This window comes from Mesorhizobium sp. AD1-1 (assembly GCF_020164655.1).
In the GTDB taxonomy this organism is placed as follows: Bacteria; Pseudomonadota; Alphaproteobacteria; order Rhizobiales; family Rhizobiaceae; genus Mesorhizobium; species Mesorhizobium ciceri.
The window spans coordinates 18821-41239 of record NZ_JAIUGP010000020.1; the positions used below are offsets into that span (position 1 = coordinate 18821).

Annotated in this window: 28 protein-coding genes; 7 read left to right on the plus strand and 21 right to left on the minus strand. The window is 61.9% G+C overall.

From position 1 onward, the window contains the following. Positions 1–109: 109 nt before the first annotated feature. The 4 genes from LB519_RS28095 to LB519_RS28110 form a co-directional block, all read right to left on the minus strand. Positions 110–559 carry a MucR family transcriptional regulator gene (locus tag LB519_RS28095; protein ID WP_013532467.1) on the minus strand — a complete coding sequence of 150 codons (450 nt, stop codon included), beginning with the start codon at positions 557–559 and terminating at the stop codon, positions 110–112. 162 nt (positions 560–721) lie between these two features. Next, positions 722–925 carry a hypothetical protein gene (locus LB519_RS28100; RefSeq protein WP_027162726.1) on the minus strand — a complete coding sequence of 68 codons (204 nt, stop codon included), beginning with the start codon at positions 923–925 and terminating at the stop codon, positions 722–724. Further along, complete coding sequence (locus LB519_RS28105; RefSeq protein ID WP_224621674.1) at positions 918–1844, minus strand: DMT family transporter; 927 nt, start codon at positions 1842–1844, stop codon at positions 918–920. The genes LB519_RS28100 and LB519_RS28105 overlap by 8 nt, the downstream gene beginning before the upstream one ends. A 45-nt stretch (positions 1845–1889) precedes the next feature. Continuing rightward, positions 1890–2723: a hypothetical protein gene (locus tag LB519_RS28110; protein WP_024504290.1), complete on the minus strand. Its 834-nt coding sequence runs from the start codon at positions 2721–2723 to the stop codon at positions 1890–1892. A gap of 110 nt (positions 2724–2833) precedes the next feature. Between LB519_RS28110 and LB519_RS28115 the strand changes: the two genes are divergently transcribed. After that, positions 2834–3793, plus strand: a complete 960-nt coding sequence (locus tag LB519_RS28115; RefSeq protein ID WP_013532472.1) for a LysR substrate-binding domain-containing protein — start codon at positions 2834–2836, stop codon at positions 3791–3793. Between the two features lie 96 nt (positions 3794–3889). Here LB519_RS28115 and LB519_RS28120 read toward each other — a convergent pair whose 3' ends face one another. Further along, a complete protein-coding gene (locus tag LB519_RS28120; protein WP_013532473.1) occupies positions 3890–4402 on the minus strand; it encodes a DinB family protein in 513 nt (170 codons plus the stop codon). Between the two features lie 59 nt (positions 4403–4461). Between LB519_RS28120 and LB519_RS28125 the strand changes: the two genes are divergently transcribed. Next, a complete protein-coding gene (locus LB519_RS28125; RefSeq protein ID WP_224621675.1) occupies positions 4462–5154 on the plus strand; it encodes a glutathione S-transferase family protein in 693 nt (230 codons plus the stop codon). Positions 5155–5171: 17 nt separating this feature from the next. Here LB519_RS28125 and LB519_RS28130 read toward each other — a convergent pair whose 3' ends face one another. After that, the gene (locus tag LB519_RS28130) at positions 5172–5429 is read right to left on the minus strand and encodes a DUF2934 domain-containing protein (protein ID WP_013532475.1); all 258 of its coding nucleotides are present in this window, start codon (positions 5427–5429) and stop codon (positions 5172–5174) included. Between the two features lie 159 nt (positions 5430–5588). On the opposite strand from LB519_RS28130, the gene ndk reads away from it, so the two are divergent. After that, complete coding sequence (gene ndk / locus LB519_RS28135) at positions 5589–6011, plus strand: nucleoside-diphosphate kinase (RefSeq protein ID WP_013532476.1); 423 nt, start codon at positions 5589–5591, stop codon at positions 6009–6011. 68 nt (positions 6012–6079) lie between these two features. Here ndk and LB519_RS28140 read toward each other — a convergent pair whose 3' ends face one another. From LB519_RS28140 to LB519_RS28165, 6 genes are all read right to left on the minus strand, one after another. Further along, entirely contained in the window at positions 6080–6844 is a 765-nt protein-coding gene (locus tag LB519_RS28140; protein ID WP_013532477.1) for a YbaY family lipoprotein, read from the minus strand. A 125-nt stretch (positions 6845–6969) separates the two neighbouring features. Next, positions 6970–7446, minus strand: a complete 477-nt coding sequence (locus LB519_RS28145; RefSeq protein ID WP_063171808.1) for a molybdenum cofactor biosynthesis protein MoaE — start codon at positions 7444–7446, stop codon at positions 6970–6972. Position 7447: 1 nt separating this feature from the next. Next, complete coding sequence (gene moaD / locus LB519_RS28150) at positions 7448–7705, minus strand: molybdopterin converting factor subunit 1 (RefSeq protein ID WP_013532479.1); 258 nt, start codon at positions 7703–7705, stop codon at positions 7448–7450. A 1-nt stretch (position 7706) separates the two neighbouring features. Continuing rightward, on the minus strand, positions 7707–8303 hold the full coding sequence (pgsA, locus tag LB519_RS28155) for a CDP-diacylglycerol--glycerol-3-phosphate 3-phosphatidyltransferase (protein ID WP_013532480.1): 597 nt from the start codon (positions 8301–8303) through the stop codon (positions 7707–7709). A 97-nt stretch (positions 8304–8400) separates the two neighbouring features. Further along, the gene (gene uvrC / locus LB519_RS28160; RefSeq protein ID WP_224621676.1) at positions 8401–10464 is read right to left on the minus strand and encodes an excinuclease ABC subunit UvrC; all 2064 of its coding nucleotides are present in this window, start codon (positions 10462–10464) and stop codon (positions 8401–8403) included. Beyond that, on the minus strand, positions 10461–11225 hold the full coding sequence (locus tag LB519_RS28165) for an SDR family oxidoreductase (protein WP_013532482.1): 765 nt from the start codon (positions 11223–11225) through the stop codon (positions 10461–10463). The genes uvrC and LB519_RS28165 overlap by 4 nt, the downstream gene beginning before the upstream one ends. A gap of 412 nt (positions 11226–11637) precedes the next feature. On the opposite strand from LB519_RS28165, the gene LB519_RS28170 reads away from it, so the two are divergent. After that, positions 11638–12300: an outer membrane protein gene (locus tag LB519_RS28170; RefSeq protein ID WP_013532483.1), complete on the plus strand. Its 663-nt coding sequence runs from the start codon at positions 11638–11640 to the stop codon at positions 12298–12300. Positions 12301–12395: 95 nt separating this feature from the next. Here LB519_RS28170 and LB519_RS28175 read toward each other — a convergent pair whose 3' ends face one another. Both LB519_RS28175 and LB519_RS28180 read right to left on the minus strand, forming a co-directional pair. Beyond that, positions 12396–12992 (minus strand): glutathione S-transferase family protein, encoded by a 597-nt coding sequence (locus tag LB519_RS28175; RefSeq protein WP_013532484.1) that lies wholly within the window; start codon positions 12990–12992, stop codon positions 12396–12398. A gap of 410 nt (positions 12993–13402) precedes the next feature. After that, positions 13403–13867 (minus strand): hypothetical protein, encoded by a 465-nt coding sequence (locus tag LB519_RS28180; protein ID WP_224621677.1) that lies wholly within the window; start codon positions 13865–13867, stop codon positions 13403–13405. A gap of 574 nt (positions 13868–14441) precedes the next feature. Between LB519_RS28180 and LB519_RS28185 the strand changes: the two genes are divergently transcribed. Then, positions 14442–14753: a transcriptional regulator gene (locus LB519_RS28185; RefSeq protein WP_013532486.1), complete on the plus strand. Its 312-nt coding sequence runs from the start codon at positions 14442–14444 to the stop codon at positions 14751–14753. 21 nt (positions 14754–14774) lie between these two features. Here the strand turns inward: LB519_RS28185 and LB519_RS28190 are convergent, their stop codons facing one another. The 7 genes from LB519_RS28190 to LB519_RS31280 all read right to left on the minus strand — a co-directional run bounded on the left by LB519_RS28190 (position 14775) and on the right by LB519_RS31280 (position 19553). Beyond that, the gene (locus LB519_RS28190) at positions 14775–15389 is read right to left on the minus strand and encodes a LysE family translocator (protein WP_013532487.1); all 615 of its coding nucleotides are present in this window, start codon (positions 15387–15389) and stop codon (positions 14775–14777) included. Positions 15390–15490: 101 nt separating this feature from the next. Further along, a complete protein-coding gene (locus LB519_RS28195; RefSeq protein WP_224621678.1) occupies positions 15491–16327 on the minus strand; it encodes a DMT family transporter in 837 nt (278 codons plus the stop codon). Further along, positions 16324–16905 carry a TetR/AcrR family transcriptional regulator gene (locus LB519_RS28200; protein WP_224621679.1) on the minus strand — a complete coding sequence of 194 codons (582 nt, stop codon included), beginning with the start codon at positions 16903–16905 and terminating at the stop codon, positions 16324–16326. Before LB519_RS28200 ends, LB519_RS28195 begins: the two co-directional genes overlap by 4 nt. 134 nt (positions 16906–17039) lie before the next feature. Next, entirely contained in the window at positions 17040–17492 is a 453-nt protein-coding gene (locus LB519_RS28205; RefSeq protein WP_013532490.1) for a hypothetical protein, read from the minus strand. Positions 17493–17686: 194 nt separating this feature from the next. Then, positions 17687–18541 (minus strand): 23S rRNA (adenine(2030)-N(6))-methyltransferase RlmJ, encoded by an 855-nt coding sequence (locus LB519_RS28210; RefSeq protein ID WP_013532491.1) that lies wholly within the window; start codon positions 18539–18541, stop codon positions 17687–17689. Positions 18542–18603: 62 nt separating this feature from the next. After that, complete coding sequence (locus LB519_RS28215; RefSeq protein WP_013532492.1) at positions 18604–19209, minus strand: hypothetical protein; 606 nt, start codon at positions 19207–19209, stop codon at positions 18604–18606. Between the two features lie 215 nt (positions 19210–19424). Further along, positions 19425–19553: a hypothetical protein gene (locus tag LB519_RS31280; RefSeq protein WP_255337192.1), complete on the minus strand. Its 129-nt coding sequence runs from the start codon at positions 19551–19553 to the stop codon at positions 19425–19427. A 366-nt stretch (positions 19554–19919) separates the two neighbouring features. Between LB519_RS31280 and LB519_RS28220 the strand changes: the two genes are divergently transcribed. Together LB519_RS28220 and galE are read left to right on the plus strand one after the other, a co-directional pair. Further along, on the plus strand, positions 19920–20957 hold the full coding sequence (locus LB519_RS28220; RefSeq protein WP_024504301.1) for a UDP-glucuronic acid decarboxylase family protein: 1038 nt from the start codon (positions 19920–19922) through the stop codon (positions 20955–20957). Then, positions 20954–22033 (plus strand): UDP-glucose 4-epimerase GalE, encoded by a 1080-nt coding sequence (galE, locus tag LB519_RS28225; RefSeq protein ID WP_063171800.1) that lies wholly within the window; start codon positions 20954–20956, stop codon positions 22031–22033. Before LB519_RS28220 ends, galE begins: the two co-directional genes overlap by 4 nt. Positions 22034–22419: the final 386 nt, after the last annotated feature.

Below are 22419 nucleotides of genomic sequence, written 5' to 3' on the forward strand. Positions count from 1 at the left end.
CCGGACATCAACGCTTCGCAAGGCCTTGCGGGCCAGTTGGCCGCACAAGGCCTCGAAACGACGCCCGCGAGGGCGCCGTCAAAGCAGCCGAACAGTGGCTTGCCTGCTCTCAGGCAGTCGCCTTGCGCTTCGTTGCCTTGGCGACAGCGGCCGGCGCTGCTGCCGGCTTGCGGCCCAGTCCCGTCGACTTTGCCAGCGCCGATCGCGTCGCCGAGTAGTTCGGCGCAACCATCGGATAGTCCGGCGGCAAGCCCCATTTGGCCCGATAGTCGTCCGGGCTCAGGCCGTAGTCGGTCCGCAGATGCCGCTTGAGCGACTTGAACTTCTTTCCGTCCTCAAGGCAGATGATGTAGTCGGGAAACACCGACTTCTTCGGATTGACTGCCGGAACCAGGTTTGGAGTTTCCGCGACAACTGCACCAGCGAGCTTGCGAACCGAAGCACTGACGCTGGCAATCAACTCAGGCAGGCCGGAAGCCGGAAGGGGATTGTTGCCTACATAGGCCGAGACAATATCGGCCGTCAGCTCGATAACGGTCTTATCATCGATATTTGACAATTCTTTCACCTTATTTGCGACAAAATCCTCCACCCCAGCGAAGACTTGTGTCGATGTATCTCTTTAACCGCGTCCCCCAACGGACCGCCAAGTCTCATAAAAGAATGAAGAATCGGCCAAAATAGCATTCATGCGAAATCGACGCCGTGCAAATTAGAAAATCTAATACTTGGAACCAGCAGACTTAGCGGCAGGACTTTCGTCCAATATCTCCAGAATACGCTTCCAGCGGGCGCAGCGCGCGAAATCCTTTTGTTCTATCGCCTTTTCGGCCCTCATCGCGGCGTAAAGCGGTGCCTCGACGCCGAATTCGTCGATCAGCCAATGCGCTTCCTGAATGGCCAGACGCTCATTCTCGTCAAACATGGTTTTCGGCCTCCGAACGTTCCACACCGACCGCGACACAACTGCCGATGACGAGGATGGCTCCGACAATGGCCGTCACCGTCAGCCGTTCGCCGGACAAGGTCAAAAGCAGGGTCGAGGCGATCGGCGTGAGATAGGCGACCACCGCGACCCTGCCGCTGCCTTCAAGCTTCAAGGCGCGCGACCAGAAATAGTAGCCCAAGCCCATCGGACCGGCGCCGAGATAAAGGCCGAGAGCCAGGTCCGCGCCGATGGGCCAGGTGAAACCGTCGCGAGCGCACCACAGAAACGTCAAAGCGACGCCGATCAACGATGAGGGCAGCAACAGGCGATCGGCTGGGGTGGCGACCCGTCCCACCATGATCGAATATAAGGCCATGCACAGCGCCGACCCGAATGCGGCGAGATATCCGACCAGATCGCCCTCGAACCAGGATTGGTTGCGCCCTCCCGAAATCACCAGTGCGACGCCGATGAAGCCTACCACCGCGGCGAGACCCAACAGTGCCGGACGCCGCGGATTTTCCAAGGCAATGACTGCCGCCGCGACCATCAACGGCCAGGTGTAGGCGACCAGATTGGCCTCGATCACCGGCATCGAAGCGAAGGCGATGTATTGCAGCACCATGGTGCCGACCAGACCGATGAAGCCGACCGCGAGAGAGATGAACGCCGCCCCGGCCGTGACCGGTGCTACTCTTTTCCGGCTCATCAATCGGATGGCGGCGAAGACGAGTGCAGCGCCTGCAAATTGCAGGAACTGGACCTGCGACACCGGGTGGCCGGCCAGCAGGGATTTGCCGACCAGGGCATTGGTGGACCACAACGCCACCGCACCGGCAGCGAAGACCAACGCGGATATCGAGCCGGATCCCTGCCGAAACAATCGGCATGGGATTCTATTTTGCTGTTCGACCATGATCCTGTCCGAAAACCGGTTCCGACTTTTCGGGATCATGGTTCACTACCATGATTCCCTGGCTCCGCCCGGAACCGGAGCATCGACGGCGGCGGGCACGGGATGCTCCGCCTCGAACCGACGGTAGGCCGGGAGCTGGTTGGTCCAGACATCTTCGGCCAGTTCGCTGACCCACTCACGGTCGTGGTCATTGTCGGCGGCGAGATAGAACATTCTGTTGTCGTCGACATAGGGTTTGGCCACCGAGCGCTGGTTGAGCACCAGCGTGACGCGCTCGCCGAACCGGATCGGCGCGGTGCGATGCAGGACGCCCAGGAACTGGCCGAGCGTCGCGTAGTTCATCTTGTGATCGATGCGCATGACACTGTTGCGCGGGATCTCGCGGCCGGATTCGAGAATGGCGCGGCCGGTTTCGGAGTCGTCGCAATAGATTTCGAGGTGGCCGCCGACCAGCGGATTGCTGATCGACAGCGGAATGAGCTCGGTGACCGGAACGCCATCGCAATGCCACTCCACGGCGCCGTCCCTGGGATTCATGAAGGTGACCGTCGAGCCGACGATCGACAGCGGATAGGGCTCCAGCTTGGTGCCCATCATGTCGGACAGCCGCTCCAGGCGCAGCTTGTCATGCAGCAATTCCCTGATCTCGGGGATGAAACGGTCGGCCCCGGTGATGAAGGTCAGATCGAGGTGCTTGTGCACGGCATGGCTGGCCTTGAGCTTCAGGGCAGCCTCCTCGATCGCGGCAAGCAGTGCCGGGTCATAGCCGTGCAGATATTGCGCGACACCGAAACTCGACACTTTCCAGGCGGTTTCATGGCCGATAATGGCTTCGCGGCTCATCGCATAACGCAGTTCGGGAATGGTATGGGCGTTCATTGTACTTCTCCAGGATGGGGGCAACACTTGGTAAACAGTCGATTAATTCACCCACCCCTGTAAAATTAGGAATGCTGGTGCTAGTGTAAGCCAAGCTTAAGGTCGAAACCGTGCGTCTGCTCAGTCAGGTCAACCTCAATTCGCTGAAAATCGTGGAAAGTGCTGCAAGGCACGGTAATTTCACGCGCGCCGGTGAAGAACAGTTTATTACCGCTTCAGCGGTCAGCCAGCGCGTGAAAAGCCTGGAGGATCAGCTTCGTTTCAAGATTTTCCAGCGCGGCGGCAATGCGGTGTCGTTGACGCCGGAGGGCGAGACCTATGTCTCGCGCGTTCGCGAGGCGCTGGAGCGAATCGTGGCCGCCAGCATGGAAGCGACCGGACAATCGCAGGAGCATGTGCTAAAAATATCGGTGCTGCCGACCTTTGCGGCACGCTGGCTGTTTCCGCGCCTGCCGCTGTTCCAGCAGCAATATCCCGATATCGTGATGCGGGTCTCGACTTCGTACGCGACGCATGAGTTCACGGCCTCGGAATTCGATCTCGAAATCCGTTATGGCGACGGTCACTTTCACGGGCTGCAGTCCGATCTGCTGTTTCGCGAAGACCTGACACCGGTGTGCAGCCGCAAGCTGTTCCACGAAGTCCTCGGCGACAAGCGGCTGTCGAAGGTGACACCGGACGACCTCAAGCACTTCACCCTGCTGCATTCCGACACCTGCACCCAGAATTGGCAGTCCTGGCTTGGTTTCGCCGGCGCCAGCTTCGTGCTCAGCGAGACCAAGAGCATCTATTTCGACTCGTGCATGATGTCCTACGAGGCAGCCAATTCCGGGATGGGCTTTGCGGTGGCCAACCGTGCCTATATGGCCAGCGACATCCGCGCCGAAAGGCTGGTGGCTCCCTTCGCCGTCCATCATCCGAACACGGCTGGCTGGTATTTTGTCTCTCCGCTGAAAGGCCTTGCCGCACGCAAGGTCCAGTTGTTCAAGCAGTGGGTAATGGCGGAAGCCGCCCTGACCCAGTCCCAGTTGGACAACGAAATCAGGGGCGAGGCTTCGACGGCTGCCTGAATCCATCCGGTGCCTACTGATGCAAAGACGATGCTGCAGCACAAAATGCAGCGATGGTCGGCACAACCTTCGGACTGGCTACGCCAACGCCACCGATCAGGCGAAAGCCCTGCCCTCCTCGGTCCGCTGGAAAAGCATCAGGTCCAACCCCAGGCTTGGCCGTCCCAGGATGGTCAAGATCGTATGCGCCTGGCCGCGATGGTGGGTCTGGTGGTTGAAGACATGGTCCAGCGCCGGCGCCAGCCTTTGCGAGACGGTGCGCATGTCCGAGACGGTCATGTAGGTGAACCGGCCCGTCAACGCCTTGTCATTGAGGCCGCCGACCCAATCGATGATCCGCCTGTCCTCGGCTTCACGCGCCGCCCGCAGGCCGGTCAACCCCCGATGCAGGATAGCGTCCAGTGTCGTCGGCGCGTCGCCCTCCCCGGTGAAGCGCTTCATCCAGATGCGGTCGGCAGTCAAAAGGTGGTTGAGCGTGCCCATCATCGAGCCGAAGAAGGCGCCGACATCGCGGTTGAATTCCTCATCATCGAGTTCGGCGGCGGCATCATAGATGCGACCGTTGGCCCATTGATTATAGGCCGCAAACATCATGAAATGCTGTCTCATGGCTTCCCTCGGCTCGCGTCGATGCGGGGCCTACCTAACCCGCACGGGAGCCGCCGCCAATGACCATTCTGCTTTATGATCTCGTCGGACGCGACAGCACACGTCCGTTCAGCCCGCATTGCTGGAAGGTGGCGATGGCGCTTGCCCACAAGGGGCTCGACATATCAACCGTACCGACGCGCTTTCTCGAGGTGCCCGCTGTCGAGGGCGGCGTTTCGAAAACCGTTCCGGTGATCCGCGACGGCGAGACAGTCCTCGCGGATTCTTTCGCGATCGCGCTCTATCTCGATGAAGCCTATCCGGACCGGCCGACGCTGTTTGGCGGTGAAGGCGGCGAGGCGATGGCGCGCTTCATCGAACGCTGGTCGCAAGTGACCATTCATCCCTACGTGACCACCGCGGCCATCATGGACCTTCATGCCATGCAGGACGCGGAAAACGCCGTCTATTTCCGCCAGAGCCGGGAGCAGCGTCTTGGCAAGAGGCTGGAGGAGGTGAAGGCCGCCAGGGAAGCCGGGCTCGGCACTTTCAGAGCCTCGCTGGAGCCATTGCGCTCGATGCTTTTCTATCAGCCGTTCATCGGCGGCTCGGCGCCGCTGTTTGGCGACTATATCGTCTTCGGCGCCTTGCAATGGGCGCGCATAGCCTCGCCCTACCAATTGCTCGACGACGGCGACGTGGTGGCGCAGTGGTTCACCCGCTGCCTCGACCTGCATGGCGGGCTGGGACGAAAGGTCGCCGCCGCGGCTTGACGCCGTAAAGCAGTAACTTACTTGGCCGCCTTCTTTGGCTTGCCGGCCTTCGTGGCAGCCTTTGCCTCCTTGGGGGCGGCTTTTGGCTTGGCGGCGCCAGCTGCCTTCTTGGTTGGCTTTTTGGCTGCCGACTTGTCCGTGGCGTCCTCCTGGTCGACATCCGCCGCCGCCTGATGCCAATGGCGCTCGTGATGTCCAGCCGGCTGGCCCTCTTGCAGCCAGATCTGGTGCGCACGGTTGCGAATGCGTTCCTGACGATCGTCTGTCATGGTCATGTTGTCTCCATACGGCCCGACCTCAGCGCGGCGCCGACACGCGACTATAGCAAGCAAAGCGTTGCTGTGCAGCCGTCTGATCGGGGGCCCTTGGCAATGGGCCGGGCGGCTTGTATAGAGCCCGCCACTCTCAATTCCATTCTCAGACAAGGACGACCCATGGCGCTCGAACGCACATTTTCCATGATCAAGCCGGACGCAACCCGGCGCAATCTCACCGGCGCCATCACCAGGATGCTGGAAGAGGCAGGCCTGCGTGTCATCGCCTCGCGCCGGGTCTGGATGAGCCGCCGCGAAGCGGAAGGCTTCTATGCTGTCCACAAGGACCGTCCTTTCTTCGGCGAATTGGTTGAATTCATGTCGTCGGCACCGACCGTCGTCCAGGTGCTGGAAGGCGAGAACGCCATTGCCAGGAACCGCGAAGTGATGGGCGCCACGAACCCGGCCAACGCCGCCGAAGGCACCATCCGCAAGGTTCATGCGCTGTCGATCGGCGAAAACTCCGTGCACGGCTCCGACGCACCGGAGACCGCGGCAGAAGAGATCAAGTACTGGTTCTCGGACACCGAGATCGTCGGCTGAGCCGACGATCCAGACCTTGGATTCCGTAAAAAGAAGGCCGGCGTTTCGCCGGCCTTTTTCGTTGGGGGTCAGCTCGCCGCGCTAAAGCGCAGGATCTCGCGGCCATCCTTGCCTGATATGATGAGCTTGCCGGCCTCGACACGGTAAGACGCCGCCTTGGCCAGCGCATCGAACAGCGCCTTTTCCTCGGCCATCACCTCTGGCGCACAGGCCTTGTAGGTCGAACCGATGTCTCCGATCACGATCGTTTGCCCATTGACCTTGGCGGTGGCGAAATAGGTGTTGCAGGGGCCGCTGCCGCCCGCCTTGCCGGCCTCGCTGACCCTGAATGTCGCTTGCGGGGCAGCGATGACGCCGATGCCGTCGACATAGTCGACCAGCCAGAGCTGGTCGAAGACCGAAACCGTCGGCTCGGCGTTCGGGGCGACCATCTTCAGCATGATGGTCTGCGGCACGTCGGTCAGCGGATCGACCTGATGGCGCATATCGGAGATGAACAGGAGCTTGTCGTCGACGGTGATGCGGGCTTGCAACGCGTAAGTCATCTGCGACCGGATGACGGAAGGGTCGAATTTGATCTCGAAGCTGATCGGCACCTGGCCGGTCGGCTTCACTTTCTGCTCGCCGATAATGGTGGCCGGCGCATCGGCCAGCGACACATCGGCAAGTTGCACGGAGAGCACGGCACTGGGCGGCAAGGCAATGCGCTCGCGATAGATCACTTCGCCTCTCACTGCCTTTTCGGCGGCAACAGACTGCTCAGGAACGGCCAATATGCCGACGACCAGAGGCACGAAACCGAAGATGAAGAACTCCGCGATCCTGTCCAGCATGACCATCTCCCTCACCCCGGGCTGCCAATGCCCTGGGCTGCCAATGCCCCGGGTTGCCAATGCCCAGGCCGACCAATTCCGCCAATTGGCCAAAGGATTGCGGTCAATGCATGGCTGCGGCGATCTTATTCGGACGCTTTCCAGCGTTGCGCGGCCGTTGCATCGGCTTCCTTGGCCTCGACCCAGCCTCCCTCCGAACCGTCAGCCCGATGCTCCTTCTTCCAGAAGGGCGCGCGCGATTTGAGATAGTCCATGAGAAAATTCGCCGCCTCGAACGCCGCATGGCGGTGCGCGGAGGCTGCCACCACCAGCACGATGTTCTCGCCGGGCGCGATCTTCCCGTGGCGGTGGATGGCGGTGAGCCCCTGCAACGGCCAACGCTCGACCGCTTCAGCAGCGATGCGGGCGATTTCTGCTTCGGCCATACCGGGATAGTGTTCGAGCTCGAGCGCTGAGAGCGCGCCCTGCTCGTCGCGGCAAAGGCCTGAGAAGCTCACCACGGCGCCGATATCGGCGCGGCCTAGCGTCAGTCTGGCGATCTCGGCCGCGACGTCAAAATCTTGGCGCTGAATGCGCACGACAGGTAAGACCGCGCCGGTCATGTCAGCCCCCGGTCATCGGCGGGAACAGCGCGATTTCGCGGGCGCCCGCGATCTTCTCGCGGTGCTCGACATGCTCCTGGTTGATGGCGACACGGATGACGTCAGGATATTGCAGCGCGTGCTCGTAGCCCTCGCCGCGCGATTTCAGCCAGCGCAGGAGATCGGCGACCGTCTCGATGCCAGCCGGCAAGTCGACGTCTTCCTCGGGCATGCCGATGCGCTCGCGCACCCAGGCAAAATAGATGAGCCGGGTCGTCATCTCACTCGTCCATGATGTGCTTGAGGCCGGCGCGGAAATAGTCGTAGCCGGTGTAGAGCGTGACCAACGCCGCGATCCACAGCAGCACCAGCCCGGTCTGGGTGGTCAGCGGAAAGATCTTGTCGCCGGCTGGTCCGGCCAAGAGGAACGCTATGGCGACCATCTGGATGGCGGTCTTCCATTTTGCCAGCTGCGTCACCGGCACCGAGACTTTCAGCGCCGCCAGATATTCGCGCAGGCCCGAGACGAGGATTTCGCGGCACAGGATGATGATCGCCGCCCACAACGACCAGCCGGCAATGCCCGCATGGCGATCGGTGTCCGCAGCCAGCAGCAGCAGGCAGGTGGCGACCAGCAGCTTGTCAGCGATCGGGTCGAGCATCTTGCCGATGTTGGAGGTCTGTTGCCAGGCGCGCGCCAGATAGCCATCCAGATAATCGGTGATCGAGGCGAGCAGGAAGATGATCAGCGCCGACCAGCGGGCAAAGTCGCTCGACTTCAGATGTCCTTCGAGAAAAAAGCACAGCACCACCATCGGCACCGCGACGATGCGGGCGTAGGTGAGCATGTTGGGCAGGTTGAACGCGCGCTTGGCCATATCCGGGAAACTCTTTCTGCCTGCCTACTCAAATCAGAAGCGAATGTGGGGGGTCAACAGGCCAGATTCGACAGGCCAGATGAAAGTGCCAGATTTTTCAACTCTCGTGGAAGTGATTGTAGACCAGTTTCGCCACCTGCTCGGAAATCCCGTCGACTTTCCGCAGATCCTCGATGGCCGCGCGGCTGACCGCCTTGGCGGTGCCGAATGCCAGCAGCAATGCCCGCTTGCGGCCGGGACCGATGCCGCTGATCTCATCAAGTGGGCTCTTGACCATTTCCTTCTTGCGGCGAGCCCGATGCGAGCCGATCGCGAAACGGTGAACCTCATCGCGCAGCCGCTGGACGAAATAGAGCACGGGGTCGCGGACCGGTAGGGAAAACGAGTCCCTGCCTTTGACGAAGAACCGCTCGCGGCCGGCATCGCGGTCCTGGCCCTTGGCGATGCCGATGGCAACCACGCGGTCCTCGATGCCGAGATCGGCGAGGATCTTGCGCACCGCGGTCATCTGGCCCTGGCCACCGTCGATCAGGATGACATCGGGCCAGGCCGGGAAGCTGCCGGAGATATCGTCCTCCATATCGTCTGCCGAACCGTCGGCTGCATCCCCAGCCGGGACATCGCCATGCTCCTTGAGCAACCGCGAAAACCGCCGTTCCATCACCTCGCGCATCATGCCGAAATCGTCGCCAGGCGTGATCTCGGTCGAGCGGATGTTGAATTTCCGGTACTGGTTCTTCACGAACCCCTCCGGTCCGGCAACGACCATGGCGCCGACGGCATTGGTGCCCATGATGTGCGAATTGTCGTAGACCTCGATGCGCACTGGCGGCTTCGGCAGGCCGAATGTCTCGGCGAAACCGGCAAGCAGGCGTCCCTGGGTGGAGGTTTCAGCCAGCCGGCGTCCGAGCGCTTCGCGGGCATTCTGCAAAGCGTTGTCGGTCAGGTCCTTCTTCTCGCCGCGCTGTGGCACGGAGATTGCGACCTTGCGGCCGGCGCGGGTGGAGAGCGCCTCGGCCAGCAATTCCTGATCCTCGACGCCATGCGACAGAAGAATGTTCCGCGGCGTCGGCTTGTCGTCATAGAACTGCGCCAGGAACGAGCCCAGCACCTCGGCTGCTTCCAACGCCGGATCGGCCTTGGGGAAATAGGCGCGGTTGCCCCAGTTCTGGCCGGTGCGGAAGAAGAACACCTGGATGCAGACCTGGCCGCCTTCCTGATGGATGGCGAAGACATCGGCTTCGTCGACGGTCGCCGGATTGATGCCCTGGTGGCTCTGCACATGCGACAGGGCCGCCAACCGGTCGCGATAGATCGCGGCGCGCTCGAAATCGAGAGCTTCCGACGCCTGCTGCATGGCGGCCGAGATTTCCGTCTTCACCTTCTGGCTGCGGCCGGACAAGAAGTCCTTCGCCTCATTGACCAGCTCGGCATAGTCCTGGTGCGAGACCTCGCCGGTGCAGGGGCCGGCGCAGCGCTTGATCTGATAAAGCAGGCATGGCCGCGTGCGGTTCTCGTAGAACGAGTTGGTGCAACTGCGCAGCAGAAAGGCGCGCTGCAGCGAGTTGATGGTGCGGCCAACGGCACCGGCCGAAGCAAAGGGACCGAAATAATCGCCTTTGCGCGAGCGCGCGCCGCGATGCTTGTAGATGCCGGGCGAGACATGGTCGCCGGTCAAGAGGATATAGGGAAACGACTTGTCGTCGCGCATCAGGACGTTGAATCGCGGCCGCAAGCGCTTGATAAGATTGGCTTCGAGCAGCAGCGCTTCGATCTCGGTGCGGGTGACGACGAACTCCATCGTCGACGTCTCGCGCACCATGCGGCCGATGCGGGTGGTGTGGAAACGGCCTTGCGCGTAGTTGGTGACGCGCTTCTTCAGGCTGCGTGCCTTGCCGACATAGAGCACATCGCCGGCAGCGTTCATCATGCGGTAGACGCCGGGCGCGTTGGGCAGCCGCTTGACCAGCGTCTGGATCACCTCGGCGCCGATCATCCCTTCCGCGTCGCCGGCATGCGGCGTCCAGTCGATGGCGGTGAAGGCGACATCGGGACCGACGGTTTCAACCATCTCCTCGACCGCCTCGTCCTCGAGGTCGATATCGGGAGGCAGATCGTCGGTACCGCCGCGCGGCTTGCTTTTGTGGTCTATAGGACTCATTCCGTCATGCCTGTCACATCGGGCGTCTGCCACGCAAGATGCTGGCCGCCATCAAGCGCGATCATCTGGCCGGTGACCGAGCGCGCTTCCCAGAGATAGCGGATAGTGGCGCCGAATTCCGGCAATTCCGGGCCGCGCTTGAGGATCAAGCCATCGACTTGGGCTGCAAAATCGCTGTCGTCCTGACGCGCGTTCTTCAATGTCGGCCCCGGGCCGATGGCATTGACGCGGACGCGGGGACCGAGCGCTTGCGCCATCATCTGGGTGGCTGTCCACAGCGTCGATTTGGACAGTGCATAGGAGAAGTAGCGCGGCGTCGGCCGCCAGACGCGCTGGTCTATCATGTTGACGATCAGGCCCTCCTGCCCTGCCGGTAGTGCCCGGGCGAAATTCTGCGCCAGGAGCGCGGGCGCTTTCACATGGACGGCAAAGTGCCGGTCCCAGGCCCGCCAGTCGAAATCCAGAACCGAATCGTCCTCGAACAGCGACGCGTTGTTGACCAGCAGCGAGAGCGGCCCTAGCGCTGCTTGCGCCTCGCCGATAAGGTCATCGATGGCGTCCATATCGGTCAGGTCGGCGGCGACCACCGCGGCGCGGCCACCTCCGGCGATGATTTCGGCAGCCAACGCATCGGCCTCGCTGCGCGAGCGGTTGCAATGGATGGCGACGGCAAAACCGTGCGCGGCGAGATCCTCGACGATCGCCCTGCCGATCCGCCTGGCCCCCCCCGTCACCAGCGCCGTGACAGTGGCTTTGCTCATATGGTGTCAATCCTCAATTTCGGCCCGAAAAGCAGTGCCGGCGAAATATGGCCCGGCATGCGTTAAATGGTGTTCGCACCTTGGGCAGCATTGTGGCGAAACGGCCGTTTGGGCATCTTGGCCCGCCCTGGACTCAGGCGTGCCCGACCGCAATATAGGGTGCTGGAGTCCTTGCACCAAGCGATGTGCAGCGCAGCACCGGATGGTTCCTGCCATTTCGCTGTTGCGAAGATGCAACGTCAAGGTTCTGCCTCATTTGCGCCGGGGAATGACCCAAGTTCAGGTTCGCTTCAGCCGCATTTTGACACGACATTTGGAACCGACGAACGCCAGATCCGTTTCACCCCCCGGACGGGTCGATGGCGATCGTGAGAAACAAGCCTGTGTCCTGTGGCTTAAGGAGTAAAGAACATTGCAAGCCAATCTCAAATTCGCACGGCCGCTGGCCGTTGCGCTCGGGCTCTTCGCCCTCAGCGGAACTGCCTATGCTGCTGACGTGGTTTCGGAAGAGCCGCCGGCACCTGCGCCGATCGCTGAACTTCCCGTCGCTTCGTGGGCCGGCCCCTACGCCGGTCTCAACGTCGGCTATGGCTTCAGCGGCCATACCAAGGAAAAGGATCTGGGTGTTGACAATGTTGACGTCGGCACCAAGGGCTTCGTCGGCAGCGTCTTCGGCGGCTATCAGTGGCAGCAAGAGAACTTCGTCTACGGCGCTGAAGCCGAACTCGGCTACAACGGCGTCAAGGGCGACGATTCTGGCGTCAATTCCAAGGCCGGCTTCGAGGGTTCGTTGCGAGCCCGTCTCGGCTATGCCGTGACCCCGGAAATCCTGCTCTATGGCACCGGCGGTCTCGCCGGAAGAAGCCTGAAGGTCGAAGACGACGTATACGGTTCGGACCGCGCCACGTTGCTCGGCTGGACCGCCGGTCTCGGCACCGACATCAAGCTGACCGACAATGTCTTCGGTCGTGTCGAGTATCGTTACACCGACTTCGGCAGCAAGAGCTTCGATGGCATCGGCAAGGTCAAGGCCACCGACAACCGCGTCACCTTCGGCGTCGGTATGAAGTTCTAAGTCGTTCAAGCCACGACACGAAAAAGCCGGGCCTCGCGCCCGGCTTTTTTTATGCTCGCGTGATTTCCGGGTAAATCTATTCGGGTAATGGGCGGTCAACCGGGAATGCAGGGCTTCAGTTCTGGAAACTTCTCGTCGAAGCGTGCCGCCCACCGCGTCAGCCGGGCGCGACCCTTCTCCCATTTCCCGGCAAAGCGCAGCGCGAGATAGCCAAGGCAGGCGCGCAGCGCCATCTGGCCGGCGGTGATCTTTTTCGGCAGCTTCGGCGGGTTGGCGTTGAGCAGGTCGAGTGCCGCCGTGATCTTCGCCCACTGGCGATCGAGCCAGGGCTGATAGACCATCTCCTCAGGCCGCGTGCGCCGTTCATAGACCATCGACAGCGCACAGTCGCAAATGCCGTCGGCCAATGCCTCCAGCACTTCCGCCTCGAGCCGCTTGTCGGGATTGCGTGGAAAAAGCGCGCTCTTCGACAAACGGTTGAGATGCTGGGTGATGGCGCGACTGTCATGGATGGAGCGACCGTCGTCGAGCACCAGAACCGGAATCTTGCCGAGCGGGTTGGCGATCATCAAGTCGGCCGGCTTCTCCTCGGTCTTGATCGGCACCAGATCGACAGCGATGCCGGCATAGGCTGCCGCCATTCGTACCTTGGAACTGTAGGGAGAAGACGACGCATAGAGCAGTCTGGGCATGATCCGTTTCCTGTTTTGCAGGCCGGCAGTGTTGACCGATCGGGCGCGATCGGGCAATGGCCAGAAGCGGAAAACCCAGCCGCCAGAGCGACGCATCGGACAGGGCCGTTTAGCGAGCGCTCCATGAAGACGGTGCTTCGTCACCATGGCCGCCGGGTTGCCGGGATCGCGCGAAGCCGCCAGCCGACTGGCAAGACCGAAGAGCCTCGCGCCGATGTTCATCACCCGCATGAATGACACGAAAAAAGCCCCACCGGACTCCGCCCTATGGCGAAGTCCTGGGAGCTGCGAAAAGATATCCTCCGTCCGCCTCTGTTCTCGCCTTCCGACTGCCTAAACAACGAGCGGGGCGCCCTGTGAGGCACCCGCCCTTGACTGTTTCGGCACCGCCCCCGGCGAGGGAAGCGCGACTACTTCTTGCCGGCCTTCGCGGGCGCTGCCTTCGGCTTGGCCGCAGGTGCCGCTTTCTTCACCGGCGCTGAAGATTTCGCTGCCGCAGCCTTCTTTACCGGAGCAGCCTTGGCAGCCGGCTTCTTGGCTGGTGCAGCCTTGGCAGCCGGTTTCTTGGCAGGTGCTGCCTTCTTCGCTGCGGGTTTCGCCGCGGCTTTCGCTGCAGGCTTCTTGGCCGGTGCCGCCTTGGCAGCCGGCTTTGCCGCTGCCTTGGCGGGTGCCGCCTTCTTCACTGCCGGTTTCGCAGCAGCTTTCGCTGCCGGCTTCTTGGCCGGTGCTGCTTTTGCCTTGGCCGCCGCGGCCTTCGGCTTGGCAGCAGGTGCTGCTTTCTTCACTGCAGCTGCGACCTTTGCCGTCGCTGCTTTTGCGGGTGCTTTCTTTGCCGGTGCCTTGGACGCCGGCGCTTTGGATGACTGCTTAGCCATGCGATGCCCCTTCCTTTGTGCCGACGGCCGTAATGACCCGGCGCGCTCATGCATATCTGACTCGCGGCTTGCTAGCCAGCGAAGCAATAGACTGATTTTCGCAGCTTAAATTTCGGTTACGATCGGCACATGGTCGTGCTGATCGTCGCAGAAATTCACTTCTGATCTTCGACCATTGGCTAGAATGTGTCGCCGACATTCTCCACAGTCCGCGGAAGCGCTCCTCTCGTGAAGCTCCGAAGATCAGCGAGCAGCTTTGCGTGTCGATCGTCGGCCGCCGATATCATGACCGCTGCCTCATCGGTGCGATCATCTCGTGCAGGCGGACGATCTATACTGCAATGCGACAGCCGATCGGTGCATGGTCTTGTCAAGCACGAACGCAGACCGGCCTGCTCGTGAATTGACAGATAACTCTACATGGCAGAGTATTCTGTACAGCATGCTGGAGCATTTCAATGTCGATCGCACAGGAGCAAGCGGCGCTGTCGCCGTTCGAGATTGCCAAGACGGTCCGCCACGGCGGCAGCATGGTTGTCGGCGGCCTCCGGCTTGGCTGCGCCGGAGCCAATCGATGAGTGCCGACGAAATCATCCACCAGAGCACTCGGCTCAGGATCATGGCGGCGCTGAGCATGCTGGAAAGGCGGCAAACGCTGGATTTCACCGGGCTGAAAGCCATCGTGGACGTCACCGACGGCAATCTCGGTGCGCATCTCGATACGCTGGCCAGGGCTGGTTATGTCGACATCGAAAAGCTGTTCGTCGGCCGCCGGCCGCAGACGCGCGTCAGGGCGACGACGAGCGGACGGCGCGCGTTCCGCGGCCATGCCGCATTCCTGCGCAAGATCCTCGATCAGGCCGAGGCGGCGGCGCGCAGGAAATAGCGTGATGACTGGGCAATCCGCTCAGCGCGCGGCAACAACGGCAACGCCGGCGCCGATCATCACACCGCCCGCCGCGCGGTTCACCCGGCGTACGATCCTTGGTGTGCGCAACAGGCTGCGGGCGCGACCGGCGAGGACGACATGACCGCCGATCACCACGACCTCGACGGCCACGATCACCATCATCAGCACACCGAGATGACCTGCGTCGAGCGATGCGCCGACGACGCTAGGCAACAGCGCAATGTAGAACAACGGCATTTTCGGATTGCCAAGATTGAGCGCGATGCCGGTGGCAAAAATCATCAACAGCCCTCGCCGTCCTGAGATGGGCTGCAGTTCGGGAATGACGGGCGCCGCCATCCACAGCCTGATGCCCGTCCAGACCAGATAGGCCGCTCCACCATAGCGAAGCACCGTCATGACGATCGCCATCTTGGCGGCGACGATCGACAGGCCGAAGGCGGCGAGGATCAGGAAGATGAGGATGCCGACCACGGTGCCGGCACCGTAGGCGATGCCCGACGCGGCGCCATTGGAGATTGTGCGCGCGACGATCGTCATGTTGTCCGGACCCGGGCTGGCAGCGAACACGAAGAAGGCGGCCGCAAAGGCAAGCGAGGTCGCGAGATCCATGAAAACTCCCGAGGGTAATGCCGCTCTCGGGAGTCCAGACTAGCCGGTTTACCTGTCGGCGCCATCAGGAAAATCGAGAAACTGCGCGATGCGCATTTCCGTCACGGCTGATAGCCGAGGCAGATGGCGCCGAGCGCGACGATGGCGCAGGCGCCGACCCGCCGCGGCGTCAGCACCTCGCCGAGGAACAGACGTCCGATGAAGGCCGCGAAGACGACGCTGGTTTCGCGGATCGCGGTGATCGGACCGGCCGGTCCGAGCGCGAAGGCCGCGACCACGACACCGTAGGCCAGAAGTGCAAACAGGCCGCCGCCCAGCGCCTTCCAGGTTTCCGGCGCACCCAGGTCGACTGTGAGCCGGCCACGGCAGGCGACGAAGGCCGCCGGCAGCAACGCGCCGTAGATCACCAGCACCCATGCGGTATAGGCGCCGGCGTTTCCTGCCGCCCGAACGCCGAGCGCATCGACCGTCGCGTAGGCGGCGATGATCGCTCCCGTTGCCAGCGCATAGAGTATCGATGTCGTGGCGGCCCTGCCCCTTCCGAGAGAAAGGCCCATGATGCCGCCCGCGACCAGCGCGACACCGATGGTCTGCGGCAGAGTGAGCTGCTGGTTGGCCAGGAAGAAACCGCCGAGCGTGACGAGCAGCGGCACGCTGCCGCGAACGATCGGATAGACCTGTCCCAGCTCGCCATATCTGTAGGCGGCCACCAGAAACAAACTGTAGCCAACCTGCAGGCAGGCCGAGAGCACAATGTAGGACCAGGCCGGCGCGGCCGGAACGGCGTGGAAGAAGGCTAAGGGGATGGCGAGCGCCGTACTGGAAAAGCTCATGACGGTGACGGTCCACAACCTGTCGGCCCCCGTGCGCAGGAACGCGTTCCAGGTTGCGTGCAGGATCGCCGCAAACAATGCGAGCCCGATGACCAGCGGGCTCATTGGGACTTACGCGAAGCAGCGACGATGCCCATGGCCGCCTTGCGGGCGTCGCGAATGGCGGCGTCGGCCGGCCCCATCTGCGCCAGCAAGGTCGCACCTTCGATCAGCATAAGCAGTGTCGCCGCCACGCTTTCGGCGCGGCCGCGCGGCATCATCTCTTCGAGGATAGACCGCATGCGCCGCTTGAGGCCGTTCTTCTGCCTGACAACGGCCTTGAAAACCGGATGCCCGGGATCGCCGAACTCGGCCAATGCATGAGCGAACAGACAGCCATGGAAATCGGCGCTGCGGAACCAGCGTGCATGCCAGTCAAAGATCCTTCCGATTTTCTGTTCCGGCGGAATGCCCTCCTGGGCGAGCCGGTCGAGCTGGCGGTCGAAACGCATAGCGCGATAGTCGAGCACCTCGACGATCAATTCGTCCTTGCTGGGGAAGTGGCGATACATCGTCATCTTGGCCACATCGGCTTCGGCGATGATCCGGTCGATACCCGTCGCATGGAAGCCGGCGCGCTTGAACAGCACGTAGGCCGTTTCAACGACGTGCTGGCGCTTATCGGAAACGGGCGATGGTATCATGGCGCATACCGAGTGGTGAGACAGGTCTGTCTCATACATATGCGACGGATCGCGCCAGCTGTCAACGCAGCACGAAAAACGCCTGCAGCCGATCAAGCCACAGGCGCGAAAGAGATTGGAAGGGGAAACCGGGTTTAGCGCAGAATGCGGCAGCGGCCGTTGTAGACCATCCAGCGGTCGAAGCCCGAGACGCAGAATTCGACATTGTCGCCGATCGAGGCAAAGCCCTGGCCTTCCTCGATCAGGTACCAGATGGTGCGATCGCGGCCGTCGGACAGGCTGACGGTGGCCCCGCAATAACGGCGACCGATCGGCCAGGTATCGTCGGCCGCCAGATAGCGATGCTGGTGAATGCGCCGGAAATCGGTGATCTGCACATCAGGCAGATGCGGCACGTGATGCACCTGATAGGAAAAGCGGCTGGTGATCTTGTTCAGTACCCAAGGCTGACCGCAGACCCCGCTGTCTTCATCGGAATAGACCGTAAGATCGGCGGCCTGCACGGTCTGGGTGATACCGAGAGGCGCGGCAAGCGGGGTGCAGAGCGAAATCAGGGCGGCAAGAGCGGATTTGGCGAAGCGAGTCATGGCAGCCTCTCAAGGTCGATTGTGCGCACTGTGCGGATTCGCTCGGCGGCGGTCAAGCGGTTGCGTTGACAATGGTTTCCCAGTTTGAAACTGCTTTTTGACCAAAGCCGAATTTACACGGCACCGGAATGGCTCTGGCACGTTCATGTCCGGATCCAAAAGAGCGCGGGTCCCGGGTCGTCAATGAGCCCGTCTCAAGCCTGCTCGCCGGCCAGCCATTCCAACGACCAGTGCGCCGGCCGCCCCACCGCAAGCAGCCTGTGCAGGGCCGGCAGCAGCGTCCGCAGCTCGCCCTCCAGCGTGAACGGCGGATTGACCACCAGCAGACCGCTGCCGTCGAGGCTGGGTTCCGAAGAGGCCGGCCTGATCTCGAATTCGATGTCGAGCAGCTTCGGGATGCCCGATTGCTTCAGCGCCTTGCGGAAAGCGATGATCGCCTTGCGGTCCTTGATCGGATACCAGAGCGCGTAGATGCCGCCTGGCCAGCGCTTGTGCGCCCTTATGAGCCCGTCGACGAGGCGATCGAACTCACCCGCTTCCTCGAATGGCGGATCGATGAGAACAAGGCCGCGCTTCTCCTTCGGCGGCAGATGGGCGCCGAGCGCCAGCCAGCCATCGAGTTCGATGATCCGGGCCTGGAAATCGCCGGCAAAGAACGTCCTCAGCCTCGCGGCATCCTTGGGGTGCAGCTCGATCGCGGTCAGCCTGTCCTGCTTGCGCATGAGATGGCGCGCAATCAACGGCGAGCCCGGGTATTTCTGGATGCCACCCTCAGGGTTGAGCGACCGTATTGTCTCCAGATAAGGCGCGAGCAGTGCTGCCACCGGCGCGGCAAACGGGGCATCGATCAGCCTGCCGATGCCGCCTTGCCACTCACCCGTCTTCTGCGCTTCGGCCGACGACAGATCGTAGCGGCCAATGCCGGCATGGGTGTCGACGACCCGAAACGCCTTGTCCTTCTGCTTCAGATACTCGAGCAAGCGCGTCAGCACGACATGCTTGACGACGTCGGCGAAATTCCCGGCATGGTAGGCGTGGCGGTAGTTCATCGTTTTGTGCCGTTATGCATGTCGTTGTCCCAAAACCGCTGCACACTTTTGGGCGACATGCATCAGCCCCTGCCCCAGCGCGGCGGTGGCGGCTGAGAGTTTGGATTTTCCGGCCGACCGCCTCGAGTGCGCAAGGTCAGCAAAAATCCGATCAGGCCGATCGCCATCAGCGCGAAGCCGACCGGCCGTGCACGGCTGTCGATCTCGCCTGCGCCGGAGCGCAGGATGAGATCGACAGCCCGCATCGGTATGTCGTCGGCATCACCCGGTCCGACGGTGAAGACGTAGGGACCCGGGCTGACGGTCGCGATGACGCCGGCCTCGTCGCGAAAGATCTTGTCGGGCAGTTGCGGGCTGGCCTGGCGAGGATTGTCGGAATGGTTGAACTGCAGCGTCGAGGCGAGCACCGTGCGGCCATTGCTGGCGGCGGTCAGCGTCAGCACGGTGCGCTGCTGCGAGACGATGCGCTCGGCTCTTGCGGTCAGGTCGACCAGCACCCGCACCGGCGCATCGCGGCCGGAGAGCGGCACCGTCAGCGGCTTGAAACGGCCTTGCTCATAGACCCGCCAGGTGCCGATCTCGTGCCCGGAGAAATTGCTCATCGCCCAGGGATAGATGACACCGACGCCGGCGCCGACAAGCAGGATCAGGACAAACAGAAAGCGCATTCACATCACCATGGCGTATCGTAACCTTGCCAATAGCGCCCCGACGGCCAAAAGGCGATGGCCAGTTGCGGCAGCCACCCTGGAGGTGGACCGTGCGGGGTGCGAGCGCAACCAGATTGGCGGCGTGGCTGCTCAACAATGCCGATAACGTTCTACCTATGCGCTCAAAAATTAAGCCGTGTATTTCGCGCGCCGCGCTGAATATTGCTGTCGGCTCATTCTTGGCCGTTCTTGCTGTCAGGTTTTGATTCTACCTCAAGGGACAGCTTGCCGCGTCCGGCAACATATTGACGTCGATCGAGCCAATATGCTGATTCATAAACAGGATTTGCCTTGTGCGCCATGCTTCGGTCCGAGAGGCCGTAGCCGCTTTCATGATTAACCATTCGCGAGCGCATTTGGTTAAGGAATTGCTAATTTAGTTGACTATAATTTCCACAGGTATATTTTCGATGCGTTGGGATGTGCAATTTGGGCGAGCAATCGATGGTGACACCGGGCGTGTGATCGCGATTTCGGGGCGCGGAGAATGCTGAGCGGCAGCACGGAGGTTGTGTAGTCGCACCAGCTTCGCGAAAGCCAAGAACAATTGACGCACATCAGTGATGGCGGTTCCGCAGATGCGGAGGTTTGCCACGTTCTCAGGAACGTGGCCGGGCGATGCTTTGTCCCGGCCCGGCGGTAGCGTGTTCGGTGCGTATGAGGAAAGCATGACTAAGCTTGTCAAGGTTCTGAAACTGGAATCCGGCAGCCAAAAGGACGCCAGCCAAAGCCGACGACGCGCCCTTGTCGCCGGAGGAGCGGGATTTTTAGGTTCGCATCTGTGCGAACGTCTTTTGCGGGACGGATACGACGTTGTCGCGCTGGACAATTTCCACACCGGCAAAAGATACAATCTCAATGCCCTTCAGCGCAATCCGAGCTTCAGCTGCATCGAGCACGACATCGTCGATGCACTGCCTTCGGACCTTCAGTGCGACGAGATCTACAATCTCGCCTGCCCAGCCTCTCCGCCGCACTACCAGGCAGATCCGATCCACACCTTCAAGACAAGCGTGCTTGGCTCGCTGAACCTTCTGGAACTCGCGCGACAGAACAAGGCCAAGATATTCCAGGCCTCGACGTCCGAAGTCTATGGCGATCCCTTCGTGCATCCACAGCCCGAGAGCTACTTCGGCAACGTCAACACGCACGGGCCGCGCTCCTGCTACGATGAAGGCAAGCGCTCGGCCGAAACCCTGTTCTTCGATTATTCGAGAACCTATGGTCTCGATATTCGTGTCGCCCGCATTTTCAACACCTACGGTCGCCGCATGCAGCCCGACGATGGACGTGTGGTTTCGAACTTCATCGTCCAGGCGCTGCGCGGCGAGGACCTGACCGTCTATGGCAGCGGCCAGCAGACGCGCTCCTTCTGCTATGCCGACGACCTGATCGAGGGCTTTATCCGGCTGATGAATGCGCCGAACGCGCCCGCCCACCCGGTCAATCTCGGCAACCCTGCCGAGTTCACCATCATGGAACTGGCGACGCTGGTCGTCGATTACACCAACGCCCGATCGAAGATCGTGCATCGGCCGCTGCCCGTCGACGATCCCAGGCAACGCAAGCCGGACATCTCCTTTGCCAGGGCCAATCTCGGCTGGGAGCCGAAAATCAGCTTGAGCCAGGGGCTCGCGCGTACCGTCGAGTATTTTGATACCCTGCTCTACGGAAGTCACACCGCCAGAGGAGCTGCTGCTTCATGAGCCGGCCGGCGGTCCTGGTGACGGGTGGAGCCGGCTTCATCGGCAGCCACACCTGCAAGCAGTTGGCCGCCGCCGGCTACATGCCGGTGGTTTTCGACAATCTGAGCCGCGGCAATGAGAGATCCGTCGCCTGGGGGCCGCTTGTCGTCGGCGATATCCGGGATCGGGATGCACTGCGGCGGGCGATGGAAACGCACCGGCCGACGGCCGTGATCCATTTTGCTGCGCTGGCCTATGTCGGAGAGTCCGTTCGCGAGCCGGCCGAATATTATTCGACCAATGTGACAGGCACCATCGCGGTGCTCGACGCCGCACGCGCGAGTTCGATTGAAAACATTATCTTCTCCAGCAGCTGTGCGACCTACGGCGTGCCGGAGGCGTTGCCGGTCCGCGAGACCTCCTCGCAAAATCCGATCAGCCCCTATGGGCGCACCAAGCTGATCGGCGAACAGATCATCGGCGACTATGCGTCCGCATACGGAATGAAATTTGCGATCCTGCGCTATTTCAACGCTTGTGGCGCCGATCCCGATGGCGAGCTCGGTGAGTGGCATTCGCCGGAAACCCATCTGGTTCCCAGAGTGCTCATGGCCGCATCGGGCATCATCGACGCGATCGAGGTTTTCGGCACCGACTACGACACGTCGGACGGCACTTGCGTAAGGGATTATATCCACGTCACCGATCTGGCCCGCGCCCACCTGAAAGCGCTCATGCATCTCGAGGGTGGCGGGCGAAGCCTTGCGGTCAATCTCGGCACCGGGCGGGGCGTCTCCATCAAGGAGATTGTCAAGGCGGTCGGCCGAATGACGTCGAGGCCGGTTCCGGCAGTGTTCAGGAGCCGACGCCCCGGAGATCCGGCGGAGCTCTACGCCGACCCGGGAAGCGCACGCGAACATCTTGGCTTTGTGCCGGAGCTTTCAGACATCGATACGATTGTCAGGACGGCCGCTCCCTTTTTCGGACTGAAGACCAGGCCCATGAAACTGCCGCCAGTGAGGGCGGCAGCGCCGGTCGTCGCCCGACGGGTCAGAGATAGCGGGGGTGACAGCTCGCGCGCTGGCCAAATCCGCTAGGGCTGCAGATATAAGGCGAGCCGCCCGAGAACGTGCTGCCATCGCCCGGATTGAACGAGATGTTCACCGGCGCCGGCGTGCTGGCTTTGATCCGTTGCGGCGGTGCAAAGGCGTAGGCACTTTCGGTCCCTATTGTGCTTGTCATCTGGATCGGAAGGTCGGCCCGGAGCGAGCGCACGAGAAATCTGGCCTGCACGGGCTGGACCGCGGGCTGACTGCGGACCGGGTGGACGATGGGCCTGATAAGGACCGAACCGGTTTCAGTTGCGTCCATACCTTGACAACCTGCAACCATAGAGCTCAGCGCCACAGCCGCGGCAATAGACACGACATTCTTGCTTGAGCGAAATACGCTCGCGGAATTTCTCATCCTCTGTCCCTTGCTA

What these genes read in the sequence shown, in the direction of transcription:
- LB519_RS28185 (WP_013532486.1), top strand. Translation starts at nt 14,442, where the DNA reads ATGAGTGCCGACGAAATCATCCACCAGAGCACTCGGCTCAGGATCATG.
- LB519_RS28105 (WP_224621674.1), bottom strand. Translation starts at nt 1,844, where the DNA reads ATGGTCGAACAGCAAAATAGAATCCCATGCCGATTGTTTCGGCAGGGA.
- LB519_RS31280 (WP_255337192.1), bottom strand. Translation starts at nt 19,553, where the DNA reads ATGGCGCACAAGGCAAATCCTGTTTATGAATCAGCATATTGGCTCGAT.
- ndk (WP_013532476.1), top strand. Translation starts at nt 5,589, where the DNA reads ATGGCGCTCGAACGCACATTTTCCATGATCAAGCCGGACGCAACCCGG.
- LB519_RS28190 (WP_013532487.1), bottom strand. Translation starts at nt 15,389, where the DNA reads ATGGATCTCGCGACCTCGCTTGCCTTTGCGGCCGCCTTCTTCGTGTTC.
- uvrC (WP_224621676.1), bottom strand. Translation starts at nt 10,464, where the DNA reads ATGAGTCCTATAGACCACAAAAGCAAGCCGCGCGGCGGTACCGACGAT.
- LB519_RS28215 (WP_013532492.1), bottom strand. Translation starts at nt 19,209, where the DNA reads ATGCGCTTTCTGTTTGTCCTGATCCTGCTTGTCGGCGCCGGCGTCGGT.
- LB519_RS28110 (WP_024504290.1), bottom strand. Translation starts at nt 2,723, where the DNA reads ATGAACGCCCATACCATTCCCGAACTGCGTTATGCGATGAGCCGCGAA.
- LB519_RS28175 (WP_013532484.1), bottom strand. Translation starts at nt 12,992, where the DNA reads ATGCCCAGACTGCTCTATGCGTCGTCTTCTCCCTACAGTTCCAAGGTA.
- LB519_RS28165 (WP_013532482.1), bottom strand. Translation starts at nt 11,225, where the DNA reads ATGAGCAAAGCCACTGTCACGGCGCTGGTGACGGGGGGGGCCAGGCGG.
- LB519_RS28200 (WP_224621679.1), bottom strand. Translation starts at nt 16,905, where the DNA reads ATGATACCATCGCCCGTTTCCGATAAGCGCCAGCACGTCGTTGAAACG.
- LB519_RS28210 (WP_013532491.1), bottom strand. Translation starts at nt 18,541, where the DNA reads ATGAACTACCGCCACGCCTACCATGCCGGGAATTTCGCCGACGTCGTC.
- galE (WP_063171800.1), top strand. Translation starts at nt 20,954, where the DNA reads ATGAGCCGGCCGGCGGTCCTGGTGACGGGTGGAGCCGGCTTCATCGGC.
- LB519_RS28145 (WP_063171808.1), bottom strand. Translation starts at nt 7,446, where the DNA reads ATGACCGGCGCGGTCTTACCTGTCGTGCGCATTCAGCGCCAAGATTTT.
- LB519_RS28205 (WP_013532490.1), bottom strand. Translation starts at nt 17,492, where the DNA reads ATGACTCGCTTCGCCAAATCCGCTCTTGCCGCCCTGATTTCGCTCTGC.
- LB519_RS28120 (WP_013532473.1), bottom strand. Translation starts at nt 4,402, where the DNA reads ATGAGACAGCATTTCATGATGTTTGCGGCCTATAATCAATGGGCCAAC.
- LB519_RS28140 (WP_013532477.1), bottom strand. Translation starts at nt 6,844, where the DNA reads ATGCTGGACAGGATCGCGGAGTTCTTCATCTTCGGTTTCGTGCCTCTG.
- moaD (WP_013532479.1), bottom strand. Translation starts at nt 7,705, where the DNA reads ATGACGACCCGGCTCATCTATTTTGCCTGGGTGCGCGAGCGCATCGGC.
- LB519_RS28195 (WP_224621678.1), bottom strand. Translation starts at nt 16,327, where the DNA reads ATGAGCCCGCTGGTCATCGGGCTCGCATTGTTTGCGGCGATCCTGCAC.
- LB519_RS28220 (WP_024504301.1), top strand. Translation starts at nt 19,920, where the DNA reads ATGACTAAGCTTGTCAAGGTTCTGAAACTGGAATCCGGCAGCCAAAAG.
- LB519_RS28180 (WP_224621677.1), bottom strand. Translation starts at nt 13,867, where the DNA reads ATGGCTAAGCAGTCATCCAAAGCGCCGGCGTCCAAGGCACCGGCAAAG.
- pgsA (WP_013532480.1), bottom strand. Translation starts at nt 8,303, where the DNA reads ATGGCCAAGCGCGCGTTCAACCTGCCCAACATGCTCACCTACGCCCGC.
- LB519_RS28125 (WP_224621675.1), top strand. Translation starts at nt 4,462, where the DNA reads ATGACCATTCTGCTTTATGATCTCGTCGGACGCGACAGCACACGTCCG.
- LB519_RS28100 (WP_027162726.1), bottom strand. Translation starts at nt 925, where the DNA reads ATGTTTGACGAGAATGAGCGTCTGGCCATTCAGGAAGCGCATTGGCTG.
- LB519_RS28130 (WP_013532475.1), bottom strand. Translation starts at nt 5,429, where the DNA reads ATGACCATGACAGACGATCGTCAGGAACGCATTCGCAACCGTGCGCAC.